The sequence below is a fragment of the Kitasatospora sp. NPDC094028 genome (assembly GCF_049543595.1).
In the GTDB taxonomy this organism is placed as follows: Bacteria; Actinomycetota; Actinomycetes; order Streptomycetales; family Streptomycetaceae; genus Kitasatospora.
Window position 1 is genome coordinate 70,674 of the sequence record NZ_JBMVFA010000030.1, and the last position, 13,233, is coordinate 83,906.

The 13,233-nt window shown below is 72.3% G+C and carries 13 protein-coding genes; 12 read left to right on the forward strand and 1 reads right to left on the reverse strand.

Features of this window, described 5'->3' with window-relative positions:
• The first annotated feature begins 85 nt into the window (after window positions 1-85).
• The 3 genes from ffh (at window position 86) to ftsH (ending at window position 4,245) form a co-directional block, all read left to right on the forward strand.
• Window positions 86-1,651 (forward strand): signal recognition particle protein, encoded by a 1,566-nt coding sequence (gene ffh, locus ACPC54_RS32380; RefSeq protein ID WP_498970003.1) that lies wholly within the window; start codon window positions 86-88, stop codon window positions 1,649-1,651.
• 59 nt (window positions 1,652-1,710) lie between these two features.
• The gene (locus tag ACPC54_RS32385) at window positions 1,711-2,253 is read left to right on the forward strand and encodes a GNAT family N-acetyltransferase (protein WP_498969963.1); all 543 of its coding nucleotides are present in this window, start codon (window positions 1,711-1,713) and stop codon (window positions 2,251-2,253) included.
• Window positions 2,254-2,325: 72 nt separating this feature from the next.
• A complete protein-coding gene (ftsH, locus tag ACPC54_RS32390; protein ID WP_498969965.1) occupies window positions 2,326-4,245 on the forward strand; it encodes an ATP-dependent zinc metalloprotease FtsH in 1,920 nt (639 codons plus the stop codon).
• An 81-nt stretch (window positions 4,246-4,326) separates the two neighbouring features.
• Here the strand turns inward: ftsH and ACPC54_RS32395 are convergent, their stop codons facing one another.
• Window positions 4,327-5,214, reverse strand: a complete 888-nt coding sequence (locus tag ACPC54_RS32395; protein ID WP_498969966.1) for a class I SAM-dependent methyltransferase — start codon at window positions 5,212-5,214, stop codon at window positions 4,327-4,329.
• Window positions 5,215-5,424: 210 nt separating this feature from the next.
• On the opposite strand from ACPC54_RS32395, the gene proS reads away from it, so the two are divergent.
• The 9 genes from proS to lepB (ACPC54_RS32440) all read left to right on the forward strand — a co-directional run bounded on the left by proS (window position 5,425) and on the right by lepB (ACPC54_RS32440) (window position 13,010).
• Window positions 5,425-6,837: a proline--tRNA ligase gene (gene proS / locus ACPC54_RS32400; RefSeq protein ID WP_498969967.1), complete on the forward strand. Its 1,413-nt coding sequence runs from the start codon at window positions 5,425-5,427 to the stop codon at window positions 6,835-6,837.
• Window positions 6,838-7,298: 461 nt separating this feature from the next.
• Entirely contained in the window at window positions 7,299-7,877 is a 579-nt protein-coding gene (locus ACPC54_RS32405) for a hypothetical protein (protein WP_498969969.1), read from the forward strand.
• A 347-nt stretch (window positions 7,878-8,224) separates the two neighbouring features.
• Window positions 8,225-8,653, forward strand: coding sequence for a 30S ribosomal protein S16 (rpsP, locus tag ACPC54_RS32410; protein ID WP_380453371.1), 429 nt, complete (start codon window positions 8,225-8,227; stop codon window positions 8,651-8,653).
• Window positions 8,654-8,655: 2 nt separating this feature from the next.
• Window positions 8,656-8,895 (forward strand): RNA-binding protein, encoded by a 240-nt coding sequence (locus tag ACPC54_RS32415; protein WP_030056773.1) that lies wholly within the window; start codon window positions 8,656-8,658, stop codon window positions 8,893-8,895.
• Window positions 8,896-9,034: 139 nt separating this feature from the next.
• Window positions 9,035-9,664 carry a ribosome maturation factor RimM gene (gene rimM / locus ACPC54_RS32420; RefSeq protein WP_498969970.1) on the forward strand — a complete coding sequence of 210 codons (630 nt, stop codon included), beginning with the start codon at window positions 9,035-9,037 and terminating at the stop codon, window positions 9,662-9,664.
• A 59-nt stretch (window positions 9,665-9,723) separates the two neighbouring features.
• A complete protein-coding gene (gene trmD, locus ACPC54_RS32425) occupies window positions 9,724-10,542 on the forward strand; it encodes a tRNA (guanosine(37)-N1)-methyltransferase TrmD (protein WP_498970005.1) in 819 nt (272 codons plus the stop codon).
• Window positions 10,543-10,696: 154 nt separating this feature from the next.
• On the forward strand, window positions 10,697-11,047 hold the full coding sequence (gene rplS / locus ACPC54_RS32430) for a 50S ribosomal protein L19 (RefSeq protein WP_498969971.1): 351 nt from the start codon (window positions 10,697-10,699) through the stop codon (window positions 11,045-11,047).
• A gap of 75 nt (window positions 11,048-11,122) precedes the next feature.
• Window positions 11,123-12,052 (forward strand): signal peptidase I, encoded by a 930-nt coding sequence (gene lepB / locus ACPC54_RS32435; RefSeq protein WP_498969972.1) that lies wholly within the window; start codon window positions 11,123-11,125, stop codon window positions 12,050-12,052.
• Window positions 12,036-13,010 carry a signal peptidase I gene (lepB, locus tag ACPC54_RS32440; RefSeq protein ID WP_498969974.1) on the forward strand — a complete coding sequence of 325 codons (975 nt, stop codon included), beginning with the start codon at window positions 12,036-12,038 and terminating at the stop codon, window positions 13,008-13,010. The genes lepB (ACPC54_RS32435) and lepB (ACPC54_RS32440) overlap by 17 nt, the downstream gene beginning before the upstream one ends.
• The last annotated feature ends 223 nt before the right edge of the window (window positions 13,011-13,233 follow it).

Here is a 13,233-nt window from a genome sequence, read left to right on the forward strand (position 1 = left end):
GGGTGGAGACCGTTGCCGGGGCGGCCGGATACCCTTGTGGGCGACGACCGTACCGATACCGATGCCGCAGAGGACCCGCGCCGACGTGTTCGACACCCTTTCCGATCGCCTCGCAGCGACGTTCAAGAACCTCCGGGGCAAGGGCCGCCTGAGCGAGGCGGACATCGACGCCACCGCCCGCGAGATCCGCATCGCGCTGCTGGAGGCGGACGTCGCGCTGCCGGTGGTCCGGGCCTTCATCAAGCAGGTCAAGGAGCGGGCGCTCGGCGTCGAGGTCTCGGGCGCGCTGAACCCCGCGCAGCAGATCATCAAGATCGTCAACGAGGAGCTCATCGCGATCCTCGGCGGCGAGACCCGCCGGGTGCGGTTCGCCAAGAACGGCCCGACGGTCATCATGCTCGCCGGTCTGCAGGGTGCCGGTAAGACCACCCTCGCGGGCAAGCTCGGCCACTGGCTGAAGAACCAGAAGCACACCCCGCTGCTGGTCGCCTGCGACCTCCAGCGCCCGAACGCCGTCACCCAGCTGCAGGTGATGGCCGAGCGGTCCGGCGTGGCGTTCTACGGCCCGCAGCCGGGCAACGGCGTCGGCGACCCGGTGCAGGTCGCCCGGGACTCGATCGAGTACGCCAAGCAGAAGCAGTACGACGTCGTCATCGTCGACACCGCCGGCCGCCTCGGCATCGACGCCGAACTGATGCAGCAGGCCGCGGACATCCGCGCCGCCGTCAACCCGGACGAGGTCCTGTTCGTCGTCGACGCGATGGTCGGCCAGGACGCGGTCACCACCGCGCAGGCCTTCCTCGACGGCGTCGACTTCACCGGTGTCGTGCTCTCCAAGCTCGACGGCGACGCCCGCGGCGGTGCCGCCCTGTCGGTCGCGCACGTCACCGGCCGGCAGATCATGTTCGCCTCCAACGGCGAGAAGGTCGACGACTTCGACGCCTTCCACCCGGACCGGATGGCCTCGCGCATCCTCGGCATGGGTGACGTCCTCTCGCTGATCGAGAAGGCCGAGCAGACCTTCTCGCAGGCCGAGGCCGAGAAGATCGCCGCCAAGCTGCGCGGCGGCCCGAAGCAGTTCACGCTGGACGACTTCCTGTCGCAGCTGGAGCAGGTCCAGAAGATGGGCTCGATCTCCAAGCTGCTCGGCATGCTGCCCGGCATGGGCCAGATCCGCGAGCAGATCAACAACATCGACGACAAGGACGTCAACCGGGTCGGCGCGATCATCAAGTCGATGACCCCCGCCGAGCGCGCCGAGCCGGAGCTGGTCAACGGCTCCCGCCGGGCCCGCATCGCCAAGGGCTCGGGCGTCCAGGTCGGCGAGGTGAAGAACCTGATCGAGCGGTTCTTCGAGGCCCGCAAGATGATGTCCGCGATGGCCTCCGGCAAGGGCATCCCCGGCATGCCGGGCATCCCGGGCATGGGCGGCGGCGCGAAGAAGTCCGGCAAGAAGGCCCCGCAGGCCAAGGGCAAGCGCAAGAGCGGCAACCCGCTGAAGCGCGCGCAGGAGGAGGCCGCGGCCGCCGAGCGCCGGGCGCTCGGCCCGGGCGCCGGCCAGGCCCCGGCCGACGGCGGCGCGTTCGGGCTCGGCGCGGGCAAGGGCCCGGCCGACTTCGAGCTGCCCAAGGAGTTCAAGGACCTGCTGTAGTCCTCGCCCCCGCGATCGCGCGGCCCGTTGCCCGGTATTCCGGGCGGCGGGCCGCGCGCATGTCCGATGATGTTGCCGTGCGAGTGATGATCAGGGCCCCGAGGCCCGAGGACAGGGTGCCGTACGCCGATGCGGTCCGCCGCTCCGCCGACCACATCGGGCGGTGGAACCCGGTCGAGCCGGACGGCCTGCCGGACCTGCTGAAGCGCCAGGGGCCGGGCCTGCGGACCTTCCTGATCTTCGACCGGGAGTCCGGCGGGATGGTCGGCAAGGTGAACGTCGCCAACATCGTGATGGGCCGTTTCTGCAACGCCACGCTCGGCTACGACGCCTACCTGCCGTTCGCCGGCACCGGGCGGATGACCGAGGGCCTGCGGCTGGTCCTGGACCGCTGCTTCGCCTCGGCCGCGGCCGGCGGGCTGGGCCTGCACCGGCTGGAGATCAACGTGCAGCCGGAGAACGAGCGTTCGATCGCGATGGCCAAGCGGCTGGGCTTCCGGCACGAGGGCTTCACCCCGCGGATGCTCTACCTGCAGGACGACTGGCGCGACCACGAGCGCTTCGCGCTGACCGCCGAGGAGTGGCCGGGCTCCGCCGGCTAGCCGTCGTCGGCGAGGTCAGGGGCGCGGCGTTGCGGTTGGCTCGTCCGAGCACCTGTCCGTATCGTCCGGTGGGTGACCGAACCAGTGCCGCCGCGCCAGACCCCCGACCAGCCCTGGCGGTCCGAGGGTGCCCCGCCCCCGCCGCCGCCCCGCCGCCGGATGCCCGGCGGCTGGACGGGTCTCGTCCTCACCGCCCTCGTGGTGTTCCTGATCTCCGACCTGCTGCTGTCGTTCTTCGGCAACGAGGGCGCCACCACGATCTCCTACACCGAGTTCAACAACCAGTTGAACAAGGGCAACATCACGAAGATCTACGCCAAGGGCGACGCGATCGAGGGCACGCTGAAGAGCGCCCAGCCCAAACCGGACGGCGGCAAGGGGGAGTACACCGAGTTCGACACCCAGCGGCCCTCCTTCGCGGGCGACAACCTGTGGGGCACCCTGCAGCAGCAGGGCGTCGAGGTGACCGCGACCTCGCCGGTCCAGCAGCGCAGCTTCCTCACCAACCTGCTGCTCTCGCTCGCCCCGATGCTGCTGCTGGTCTTCATCTGGGTGCTGCTCGCCCGCCGGATGGCCGGCGGACTGGGCGGCGGACCGCTCGGCCGCAAGGCCCCGCCCAAGCCGGTCACCGCCGAGCAGGGCAAGCGCACCACCTTCGCCGACGTGGCCGGCATCGACGAGGTCGAGGCCGAACTCACCGAGGTCGTCGACTACTTGAAGAACCCCGACCGGTACCGCAAGCTCGGCGCCAAGATGCCGCGCGGCGTGCTGCTGAGCGGCCCGCCCGGCACCGGCAAGACGCTGCTCGCCCGGGCCGTGGCCGGCGAGGCGGACGTGCCGTTCTTCTCCGCCTCCGCCTCCGAGTTCATCGAGATGATCGTCGGCGTCGGCGCCAGCCGGGTCCGCGAACTGTTCGCCGAGGCCCGCAAGGTCGCCCCGGCGATCATCTTCATCGACGAGATCGACACCATCGGCCGCCAGCGCGGCGCCGGCGGCGGCATGGGCGGGCACGACGAGCGCGAGCAGACGCTCAACCAGATCCTCACCGAGATGGACGGCTTCAGCGGCTCCGAGGGCGTCATCGTGATCGCCGCCACCAACCGCGCCGACGTGCTCGACCCGGCGCTGCTGCGCCCCGGCCGCTTCGACCGGCGGATCACCGTCAGCCCGCCCGACCGGGACGGCCGCGCCGCGATCCTGCGCATCCACACCCGGACCGTCCCGCTGGCCGGCGACACCGACCTCACCCAGCTGGCCAAGGTCACCCCCGGGATGACCGGCGCCGAACTCGCCAACCTGGTCAACGAGGCCGCCCTGCTGGCCGTCAAGCGGCAGCAGGACGCGGTCAACGAGCGGGACCTCTCGGACGCCCTGGAGAAGGTCCAACTCGGCGCCGTCCGGCCGCTGGTGATGCCGCAGGAGGAGCGCGAGCGGACGGCGTACCACGAGAGCGGGCACGCCCTGCTGGGCATGCTCCAGCCCGGCGCCGACCCGGTCCGCAAGATCACCATCGTGCCGCGCGGCCGCGCCCTCGGCGTCACCCTCTCGACCCCGGAGAACGACCGCTACTCGTACACCGAGCCCTACCTGCGCGGCCGGATCATCGGCGCGCTCGGCGGGATGGCGGCCGAGCAGGTGGTCTACGGCGTGATCACCACCGGCGCCGAGAGCGACCTGGAGCAGGTCACCAACATCGCCCGCGGGATGGCCGGGCGTTGGGGGATGAGCGAGCGGGTCGGCCGGCTCACCGCCGTGCCCAGCGACCCGCAGGGCGCGTACGGGCTGTCGGCCGCGCCGACCACGCTGGACGCGGTGGACGAGGAGGCCCGCCGGATCGTCGCCGAGTGCTACGACGAGGCGGTGCGGCTGCTGACCGAGCAGCGGCACCGGCTGGACGCGCTCGCGGCGGCGCTGCTGGAGGCGGAGACGCTGGACGAGGCACAGGCCTACCGGGCGGCCGGGGTCCCCCGGGAGGGCGCCGAGGAGGCGTGAGCCGCCGGGCCCGTCCGGGGACGGGCCAGGGGCCGGGGGGGCCCGCCGCCGCGGCGGGCACCCCCGGCCCCTCGTTCCCGCTCAGCGCGGGCGCTCGGCGACCAGGTAGCGGAACACGTTCTCCATCCGCACCGAGCCGTCTGGGCACAGGTACGGCTGCAGCGCCTCCTCCAGCTCCTTGGCGACCAGCGAGGCGCCGGAGAACTCCTCGGCCGCCTCGAACAGCCCGGTGGAGAGCAGGCCGCGCACCGCGCTGTCGACGTCCGGGTAGGCGAACGGGCAGCTCACCCGTCCGCTGCCGTCCGGGCGCAGGCCGGCCGGCGCGAGCAGGTCCTCCAGCGCGCCGGGCACGCTCAGCTCGAACGGGTCGCGCGCGGTGGTCCGGCCCGCCAGCCGGCGCGCCACGTCCAGCACCGGCGCGCTCTCGCAGCGCTCCGGCGGGCCCCAGACGGCCAGCACCACGTGCCCGCCCGGCAGCGTCAGCCCGGCCGCCTCGGCGACCACCGCGCCGGGATCGGCCGAGCCCGGCAGCTGCTCGAAAACCGTCACCAGCGAATGGGCCGAGCGGGGGACGGCGGCGGTCGGACGGGACCCGGCGCACACCCGCAGCCGGCGGCCGCGGGCCAGCTCGCGCAGCTCGTCCAGCGGCTCCTGCCCGGCCACCTGGGCGCCGCGCCCGGCCGCCAGCAGCAGCGCCAGCCCGGAGCGGCAGCCCAGCCCCAGCACGCTGGTCGCCGGGCCGACCTCCAGACGGTCGTGGACGGCCTCGTAGAGCGGCACCAGCATGCGCTCCTGGATCTCCGCCCAGTCGCGCGCCCGCGCGGGCCCTGCGGCCCCCGGCAGCGGGTGGTGCGGGCGTGCGTCCGCCGAGCGCGCGTCCGCTGGTCGTGCGCCCGTCTGGCGGGCGCCTGTCGGTCGTACGGCCGTGCCGCTCGTGCCGGTCCTGCCGGTCGCCCGAGCTGAAGCCATCGCGGCCTCCCATCCGGTCCTTCGGTGTGCTGCTACGGCTCCCCCAAAGTCCCGCCCCACTCCAGCGAACAGCGGGTCGGGCCCGGCGTCCAGAGGGGTGCGGGGTGGTGCGCGCGCGTCGCGGTCGTGCGCCCCCTGCGGGCGGTGATCCGCAGCCGCGGGTGTGAACCGATTCGAAGTCGGGCGGCCGCCCCCCGTACCATTCCGCCCATGGCTAAGGCACCCGTTCTCACCCCCCAGGCGGAAGACTTCCCGCGCTGGTACCAGGACCTCATCAACAAGGCCGAGCTGGCCGACAACGGTCCGGTGCGCGGCACCATGGTCATCCGACCGTACGGCTACGGCCTGTGGGAGCGGATGCAGCAGGAGATGGACGCGCGGATCAAGAAGGCCGGCGCGCAGAACGCCTACTTCCCGATGTTCATCCCGCAGTCCTACCTGACCAAGGAAGCCGAGCACGTCGAGGGCTTCGCGCCCGAGCTCGCGGTGGTCACCCACGGCGGCGGCAAGCAGCTGGAGGAGCCGGTCGTCGTCCGGCCCACCTCCGAGACGATCATCAACGAGTACTTCTCCAAGTGGGTGCAGAGCCACCGCGACCTGCCGCTGCTGATCAACCAGTGGGCCAACGTGGTCCGCTGGGAGCTGCGCCCGCGCGTCTTCCTGCGCACCACCGAGTTCCTCTGGCAGGAGGGCCACACCGCCCACGCCACCTACGAGGACGCCCGCGCGTACGCGTCGATGATCCACACCGACGTCTACGGCGACTTCATGACCAACGTGCTCGGCATCGACGTCGTGCTCGGCCGCAAGACCGCCAAGGAGCGCTTCGCCGGCGCCATCAACACCCTCACGCTCGAAGGCATGATGGGCGACGGCAAGGCGCTGCAGCTGGGCACCAGCCACGAGCTGGGCCAGAACTTCGCCAAGGCGTTCAACACCACCTACCAGCTGCAGGGCGCCGAGCGCGAGCACGTCTGGCAGACCTCCTGGGGCGTCTCGACCCGTATGGTCGGCGGCCTGATCATGTCCCACGGCGACGACAACGGCCTGCGGGTGCCCCCGCGTCTGGCCGCCGTCCAGGCCGTCGTACTCGCGATCAAGGGCGACGATGCCGTCATCGCCAAGGTCCGCGAGATCGGCGCCCAGCTGGAGGCCGCCGGCGTCCGGGTCGTGGTCGACGACCGCACCGACACCCCGTTCGGCCGCCGCGCCGTCGACTGGGAGCTCAAGGGCGTTCCGCTGCGCATCGAGGTCGGCCCGCGCGACCTGGAGAACGGCACCGCGATGCTGGCTCGCCGCATCCCGGGCGGCAAGGAGCCGGTCGCCATCGACGCGCTGGCCGCGCTGCTGCCGGGCGTCCTGGAGGAGGACCAGGCGCTGCTGCTGCGCCAGTCCCGCGAGCGCCGCGAGGCCCGTACGGTGGACGTCAAGACCCTCGACGAGGCCGTCGAGGCCGCCGCCACCGGCTGGGGCCGGATCGCCTGGGCCGACCTCGGCGCGGAGGGCGAGGCCAAGCTGGCCGAGCAGGGCGTCACGGTGCGCTGCATCGTCGCGGCGGACGGCTCGGTGCCGGCGTCCGACGACCAGGACGGCAACGTCGCGATCGTCGCGCGCGCGTACTGATCGCGCACGGCCGGCCGCACCGAACGGGTGGGCCGATCGGGCGTACGGGATCGTGTTCCGCGGCCGATCGGGTGAGGTTGTCGACCGGCTCGGGCGACATTTGCCCGGAATTGCGTTCGGGTAAGAAATCGGTAACTCTTCCCGACCGCACCGGCGGCCCGGATTGCTACTGGCCGGTCAACTCCCGGCATTAACGGAATAGCGGTACGGTGTACGGCCCGTGGCCCTGTCAACTCGGCGGGGCTCACGGGTCGTACGTCCTGTCGGCGACAGCCCGCCCCAGGACGGAATTCACCAGGCACGTCGACCTCGCGACGCGCCGAAACCGGCAGGGGGTTGGTCTTGCGTCAGATCCGGAACGCGCAATTCGCGCGCGGCCTTGCATTCCTGGGAGTTCCCTGGGAATTCCCGGAGAACGGGAACATGCGGAACATCGGCTCGCACTCCATCGTTGGTCTAGCGTGAGCACGACACAGCCCCTCGTTCTCGCGGCCGAACTGGCCGCCGCCTGGAGTGACATCCAGGCCTACCACCAGGACCTCCCCGACCTGGCCTCGCCCGAGGCCCTGATCGGCGAGTCCTCCTCGGCCTGTGGCACGCGGCTCGGTTTCGAGCGGCTCCTCCACGAGGCTGCCCACGGTCTGGCCGCGGCCCGGGACATCCGGGACACCTCGCGGGCCGGCCGCTACCACAACCGGCGCTTCCTGATGCTCGCCTCCGAGCTCGGCCTGGCGCACCCGGTCGAACCGCACGCCAGCAGCGGCTTCTCCCAGGTGACCATGCTCAAGGAGACCCAGGAGCGGTACGCGGAGACCATCGAACGCCTGGACCGCGCCCTCGGCGCGCACCAGGAGGCGGTGGCCGGCGAGGGCGGGACGCGGGCCTTCCGCGGTCCGGCCGCCCGGCACGGCTCCTCCGGGGGCGGCGTCCGGGTCAAGGCGGTGTGCGGCTGCGGGCGCAACGTCCGCGTCGTGCCGTCGGTGCTCGCGCAGGCGTCCATCGTCTGCGGTGCGTGCCAGCAGCCGTTCAAGATCGCGTAACCGGGCCGGGACCGCTCGAAACCGGGGGGAACCGGAGAACGGTCGACGACTGTGCGGGCAGTCGGCGGGCCGAGCGGTCGGACGGTGGGTCTCCAAGGGCTGGACCGGGAGCGGGGGCTCCCGGTCGAGCCCCGGACGGCCGGCAGCACAGGGGTCCGCACGCCGGAGGCGTGACGGCCGGGTGAAGGCGGTTCGCGCCGGTATGGCAGAATGGACAGCTGAGTACTCGGCAGCCGAGCAGGACCCCTCTCTCCTACGGCTGGCGTGTCCCTTGAACGCCCCGCCCCGCAACCCCACGCGGATGGCGCGGTCGCTCACCCACGTCAACACCAGGAGAATCCACTCCCGTGGCAGTCAAGATCAAGCTCAAGCGTCTCGGCAAGATTCGCTCCCCGCACTACCGCATCGTCGTCGCCGACGCCCGCACCAAGCGTGACGGTCGCGCGATCGAGGAGATCGGCATCTACCAGCCGACCTACAACCCCTCGAAGATCGAGGTCGACAGCGACCGCGCCCAGTACTGGCTGTCCGTCGGCGCCCAGCCGACCGAGCCGGTGCTCGCCATCCTCAAGCTGACCGGTGACTGGCAGAAGTTCAAGGGCCTGCCGGCTCCGGCCCCGCTGCTCGTCGCCGAGCCCAAGGTCGAGGACTTCTCGCACCTGTTCGCGAAGGCCGTCGCCGGCTTCGAGGACGCCACCACCGGTGTCGCCATCACCCCGAAGGCCAAGAAGTCGGACAAGGCCGAGGCCGAGGCCGACGCCGCCGTCGAGGCCTGATCGTGATCGAGGACGCCCTCGACCACCTGGTGAAGGGCATCGTCGAGCACCCCGACGAGGTGCAGGTGCGCTCGCGCAACCTGCGTCGGGGCAACACCATCGAGGTGCGGGTGCACCCCGATGACCTCGGCAAGGTGATCGGCCGGGGCGGCCGCACGGCGCGCGCTCTGCGCACCGTGGTCGGCGCCCTCGGCGGTCGCAACGTCCGGGTCGACCTGGTCGACGTGGACAACATTCGCTGACGTAGCTGCTCGTGCAGCCGTCAGGGGCTTGAGGCCGACCGGGACGCATGTCGTCCCGGTCGGCCTTTTTCGCATCCCGGTGCGTCGGGCGCCGGCGCGCTTTCCGAATCGGTACAGGAACTCCAGGAGAACGATCACCGTGCAGCTCGTCGTCGGCAGGATCGGCCGTGCCCACGGCATCAGGGGGGACGTCAGCGTCGAGGTCCGCACCGACGAGCCGGAGCTCCGGCTCGGCCCGGGCGCCGTCGTGCTGACCGACCCGGCGTCCGTCGGACCGCTGACCGTCGAGTCCGGTCGGGTGCACAGCGGCCGGCTGCTGCTGCGCTTCGCCGGCGTCAAGGACCGCAACGCGGCGGAGGCGCTGCGCGGCACCCTGCTCATCTCGGAGGTCGACCCCGACGAGAGCCCCGAGGACCCGGAGGAGTACTACGACCACCAGCTGATCGGGCTGGACGTGGTGCTGCTCGACGGCACCCCGGTCGGCGAGCTGACCGAGGTCGTCCATCTGCCGTACCAGGACCTGCTCACCGTGAAGAAGGCGGACGGGACGGAGGTGCTGGTGCCCTTCGTCAGCCAGATCGTGCCGACCATCGACCTGGAGAACCAGCGCGCCGTGATCACCCCGCCGGCCGGGCTGATCGACCCGGAGCGGGCCGAGGTCGCCGGCTCGCGCGACGAGGCCGGCGCGGACTCGGGCGCGGACTCGGGTGCGGATTCGGACGTCGACGCGGCTGCGGGCCCCGACGCGGGTGCGGAGGAGTCGGAGTGACCGCCGAGCAGTCCTCCCCGGAAGCGCCGCAGGCGGCCGCCCCGGCCGTCCAGAGTGGGATGCGGATCGACGTCGTCACGATCTTCCCGGAGTACCTGGAACCGCTGGACATCTCGCTGGTCGGCAAGGCCCGCGCCCGCGGCCAGCTGGACGTGCACGTCCACGACCTGCGCGCGTGGACGCACGACGTGCACCGCACGGTGGACGACAGCCCGTACGGCGGCGGCCCCGGCATGGTGATGAAGCCCGAGCCGTGGGGCGAGGCGCTGGACGCGGTGGTCGCCGCCGGCCCGGAGGGCGAGCTGCCCACCCTGGTCGTGCCCACCCCGAGCGGGCGCCCGTTCACCCAGGAGCTGGCCCAGGAACTGGCCGGGCGCCCCTGGCTCGCGTTCACCCCCGCCCGGTACGAGGGCATCGACCGGCGGGTGATCGAGGAGGCGGCCACCCGGATGCCGGTGGTCGAGGCCTCGATCGGCGACTACGTGCTGGCCGGCGGCGAGGTCGCGGTGCTGGTCATGGTCGAGGCGATCGCCCGGCTGCTGCCCGGCGTGCTCGGCAACGCCGAGTCCCACCGGGACGACTCCTTCGCGCCCGGCGCCATGGCCGACCTGCTGGAGGGCCCGGTCTACACCAAGCCCGCCGAGTGGCGCGGCCGCGAGGTGCCGGAGGTGCTGCTCAGCGGCAACCACGGCAAGATCGCCCGCTGGCGGCGCGAGCAGGCCTTCGCCCGCACCCTGGCCAACCGGCCCGACCTGGTCGCGCGCTGGCAGCACGGCGACTTCGACAAGAAGGAGCGCGAGGCGCTCAGCACCCTCGGTCTGGCCTGGGACGAGCGGCTCGGCCGATTTCGGTCCGTGGCCGGTGATGTGGAAGAATAGGCCGCTGCTGTCTGTCGCTGGGCTCCTTCCGTAGGAGTTACGTGGACCGGCGCCCCCGCCACGGGGGGATCGCCGCCAGCCGATGCGGCCCGCAGCAGACCCCATTGCGACGAACTTCCGTGGGCGGCCCGTGGCGCCTGCGATGGAGAGCATCATGAGCAACAAGCTCGCTGCTGTCGACGCGGCCTCGCTGCGCACCGACATCCCGGCCTTCCGCGCCGGTGACACCCTGAAGGTCCACGTCCGGGTCATCGAGGGCAACCGCTCCCGTGTCCAGGTCTTCCAGGGCGTCGTCATCCGCCGCCACGGCGCCGGTATCGGTGAGACCTTCACCGTCCGCAAGGTCAGCTTCAACGTCGGCGTGGAGCGCACCTTCCCGGTGCACACCCCGGTCGTCGAGAAGATCGAGGTCGTCACCCGCGGTGCCGTTCGCCGCGCCAAGCTGTACTACCTCCGTGACCTCCGCGGCAAGGCCGCGAAGATCAAGGAGAAGCGCGACAACTGAGCTTCGACCCCCGGCCCGGCCGGGGACCGGAGCGCTCAGGGGGCGGGGCCGACCACAAGGTAAGCTCAGCCCCCGATGAGCACGCACGAGCCACCCGCGGACCGCGACGGCAGTCCCGCACCCACCGGTGCGGAGCCGCTGTCGCGGTCCGCGGTCGTTTCCCGCGACGGCACCGGGGGCGCGGAACCCGAGGGTGCCGGAGCCGCCGGGGGCTTCGAGGGCTCCGAGGGCGCTGAGGGCTTCGAGGGCAGTGAGGATGCCGAAGCCGCCGGGGGCGGCGAGAGCACCGAAGGCGGCGAGGAGGCCGAGAAGGCCGAGGAGGAGCAGGGCCGGTCGCGGTCGTGGGACCTGCTGATGCTCGCGGGGATCTGCCTGCTCACCCTGCTGCTGGTGAACGCCTTCGTCGCGCGCCCGTACGCGGTGCCCTCCGGGTCGATGGAGGACAGCCTCCGCCCCGGCGACCGGCTGATCGCGAACCAGCTCGCCTACGCCTTCGGCGGCCACCCCCAGCGGGGCGACGTCGTGGTCTTCGACGGTACGGGCTCCTTCCTGCGGGAATCCGAGCAGCCGCCCGGGATCGGGGACGAGCTGCGCTCGGTGGGCCGGGACCTCGGACTCGTCCCGGCGGGGGACACGGTCTTCGTGAAGCGCGTCATCGGCGTCGGCGGGGACCGGGTGACCAGCACCGGCCCGGGCCGCCCGCTGACCGTCAACGGCGTGCCGCTGGACGAGACCTCCTACCTGGCCCCGGGCGACGACCCGTCGAGCGTGGCCTTCGACGTGGTCGTGCCCCCCGGTGAACTGTGGGTGATGGGCGACCACCGCAGCGCCTCCCGCGACTCGCGCGACCACCTCGGAGAGCCCGGCGGCGGCTTCGTGCCCGAGGACAAGGTGATCGGCCGGGCCGACTGGGTGGTCTACCCGTTCTCCCGCTGGACCAGCCTGGACCGCCCGGCCGCCTTCGCCGCCATCGCGGGGACGGGTGGTCATGGGGACCAGAGGTAGAGGACGGGTCGCCGACCGTCCGGCCGGGGAACCGGCCGAGCACCGCCCCGGAGGTGCCGGGCCCGAGGACGCCGGAACGGATGCGGGGCCCGGAGCCGGCGGCCCCGACACCGCCCCGCCGGCCCGGGGCCGGGCCGAGCGCCGCCGCAGCGCCCGGCGCGCCGCACGTCGGCGCAGGCGCTCGCTGCTGCGCGAGTTCCCGCTGATCATCCTGGTCGCCCTGGTGGTGGCGCTGGTGCTGAAGACCTGCCTGATCCAGGTGTTCGTGATCCCCTCGGGCTCGATGGAGCAGACCATCCAGGTCGGGGACCGGGTGCTCGTGGACAAGTTGACCCCCTGGTTCGGCAGTGAGCCGCAGCGCGGCGACGTGGTGGTGTTCAAGGACCCGGGCGGCTGGCTGGAGCAGGACCACAAGGCCTCGGACGACGGCCCGGTGCTGGGGGCGGCCAAGCAGGTCCTCACCTTCGTCGGGCTGCTGCCGTCCAATGACGAGCAGGATCTGATCAAGCGGGTCATCGGTGTCGGCGGGGACACCGTCGAGTGCTGCGACGCCCAGGGCCGGTTGAGCGTCAACGGCCGGCCGGTGAGCGAGCCCTACCTGGCGGCGGGCAACCCGCCGTCCCGGCAGCCGTTCAAGGTGAAGGTGCCGCCGGGGCGGCTCTGGGTCATGGGCGACCACCGGGACGTCTCCGCCGACTCCCGTTTCCACATGGGGAATCCGGGCCAGGGGACCATCCCGCTCAGCGGCGTGGTCGGCCGCGCGTTCGCGATCACCTGGCCGCTGGACCGCATGCATCAACTCGATGAGCCGAGTTCACTCTCCTCTCTCGCGCGGGCTGACGGAACTGCGCCGGATTCGGTGGCGGTTGGGCCGCTTCCCGTAGAACCCCCGCTCGTTATGGGTGTGTTGGGCATCCTTCCGCTCGCCGTTCGCCGGCGGAGGTGGCTCCCGGAGTGAGCCGCGTCCGCGGTCGACCGGCCGGGCCGCGCGTGTGGGATCGCGAGCCGGATGCCTCGGAGTGATAGAGAAGTGCAGGTGCGGCCGGAGGTTCCGGCCGCGTGCCGTGGCCGTGCTGGTGTCAGGGGAGCCCGCTGTGGGCAGCCCTGAGGCGTTCATGGCCATCGGTCGGCGTGGTGCCCGCTGTGCGGCACTGTGAGCGCGGGCGCGCGGGCGTCCGCAC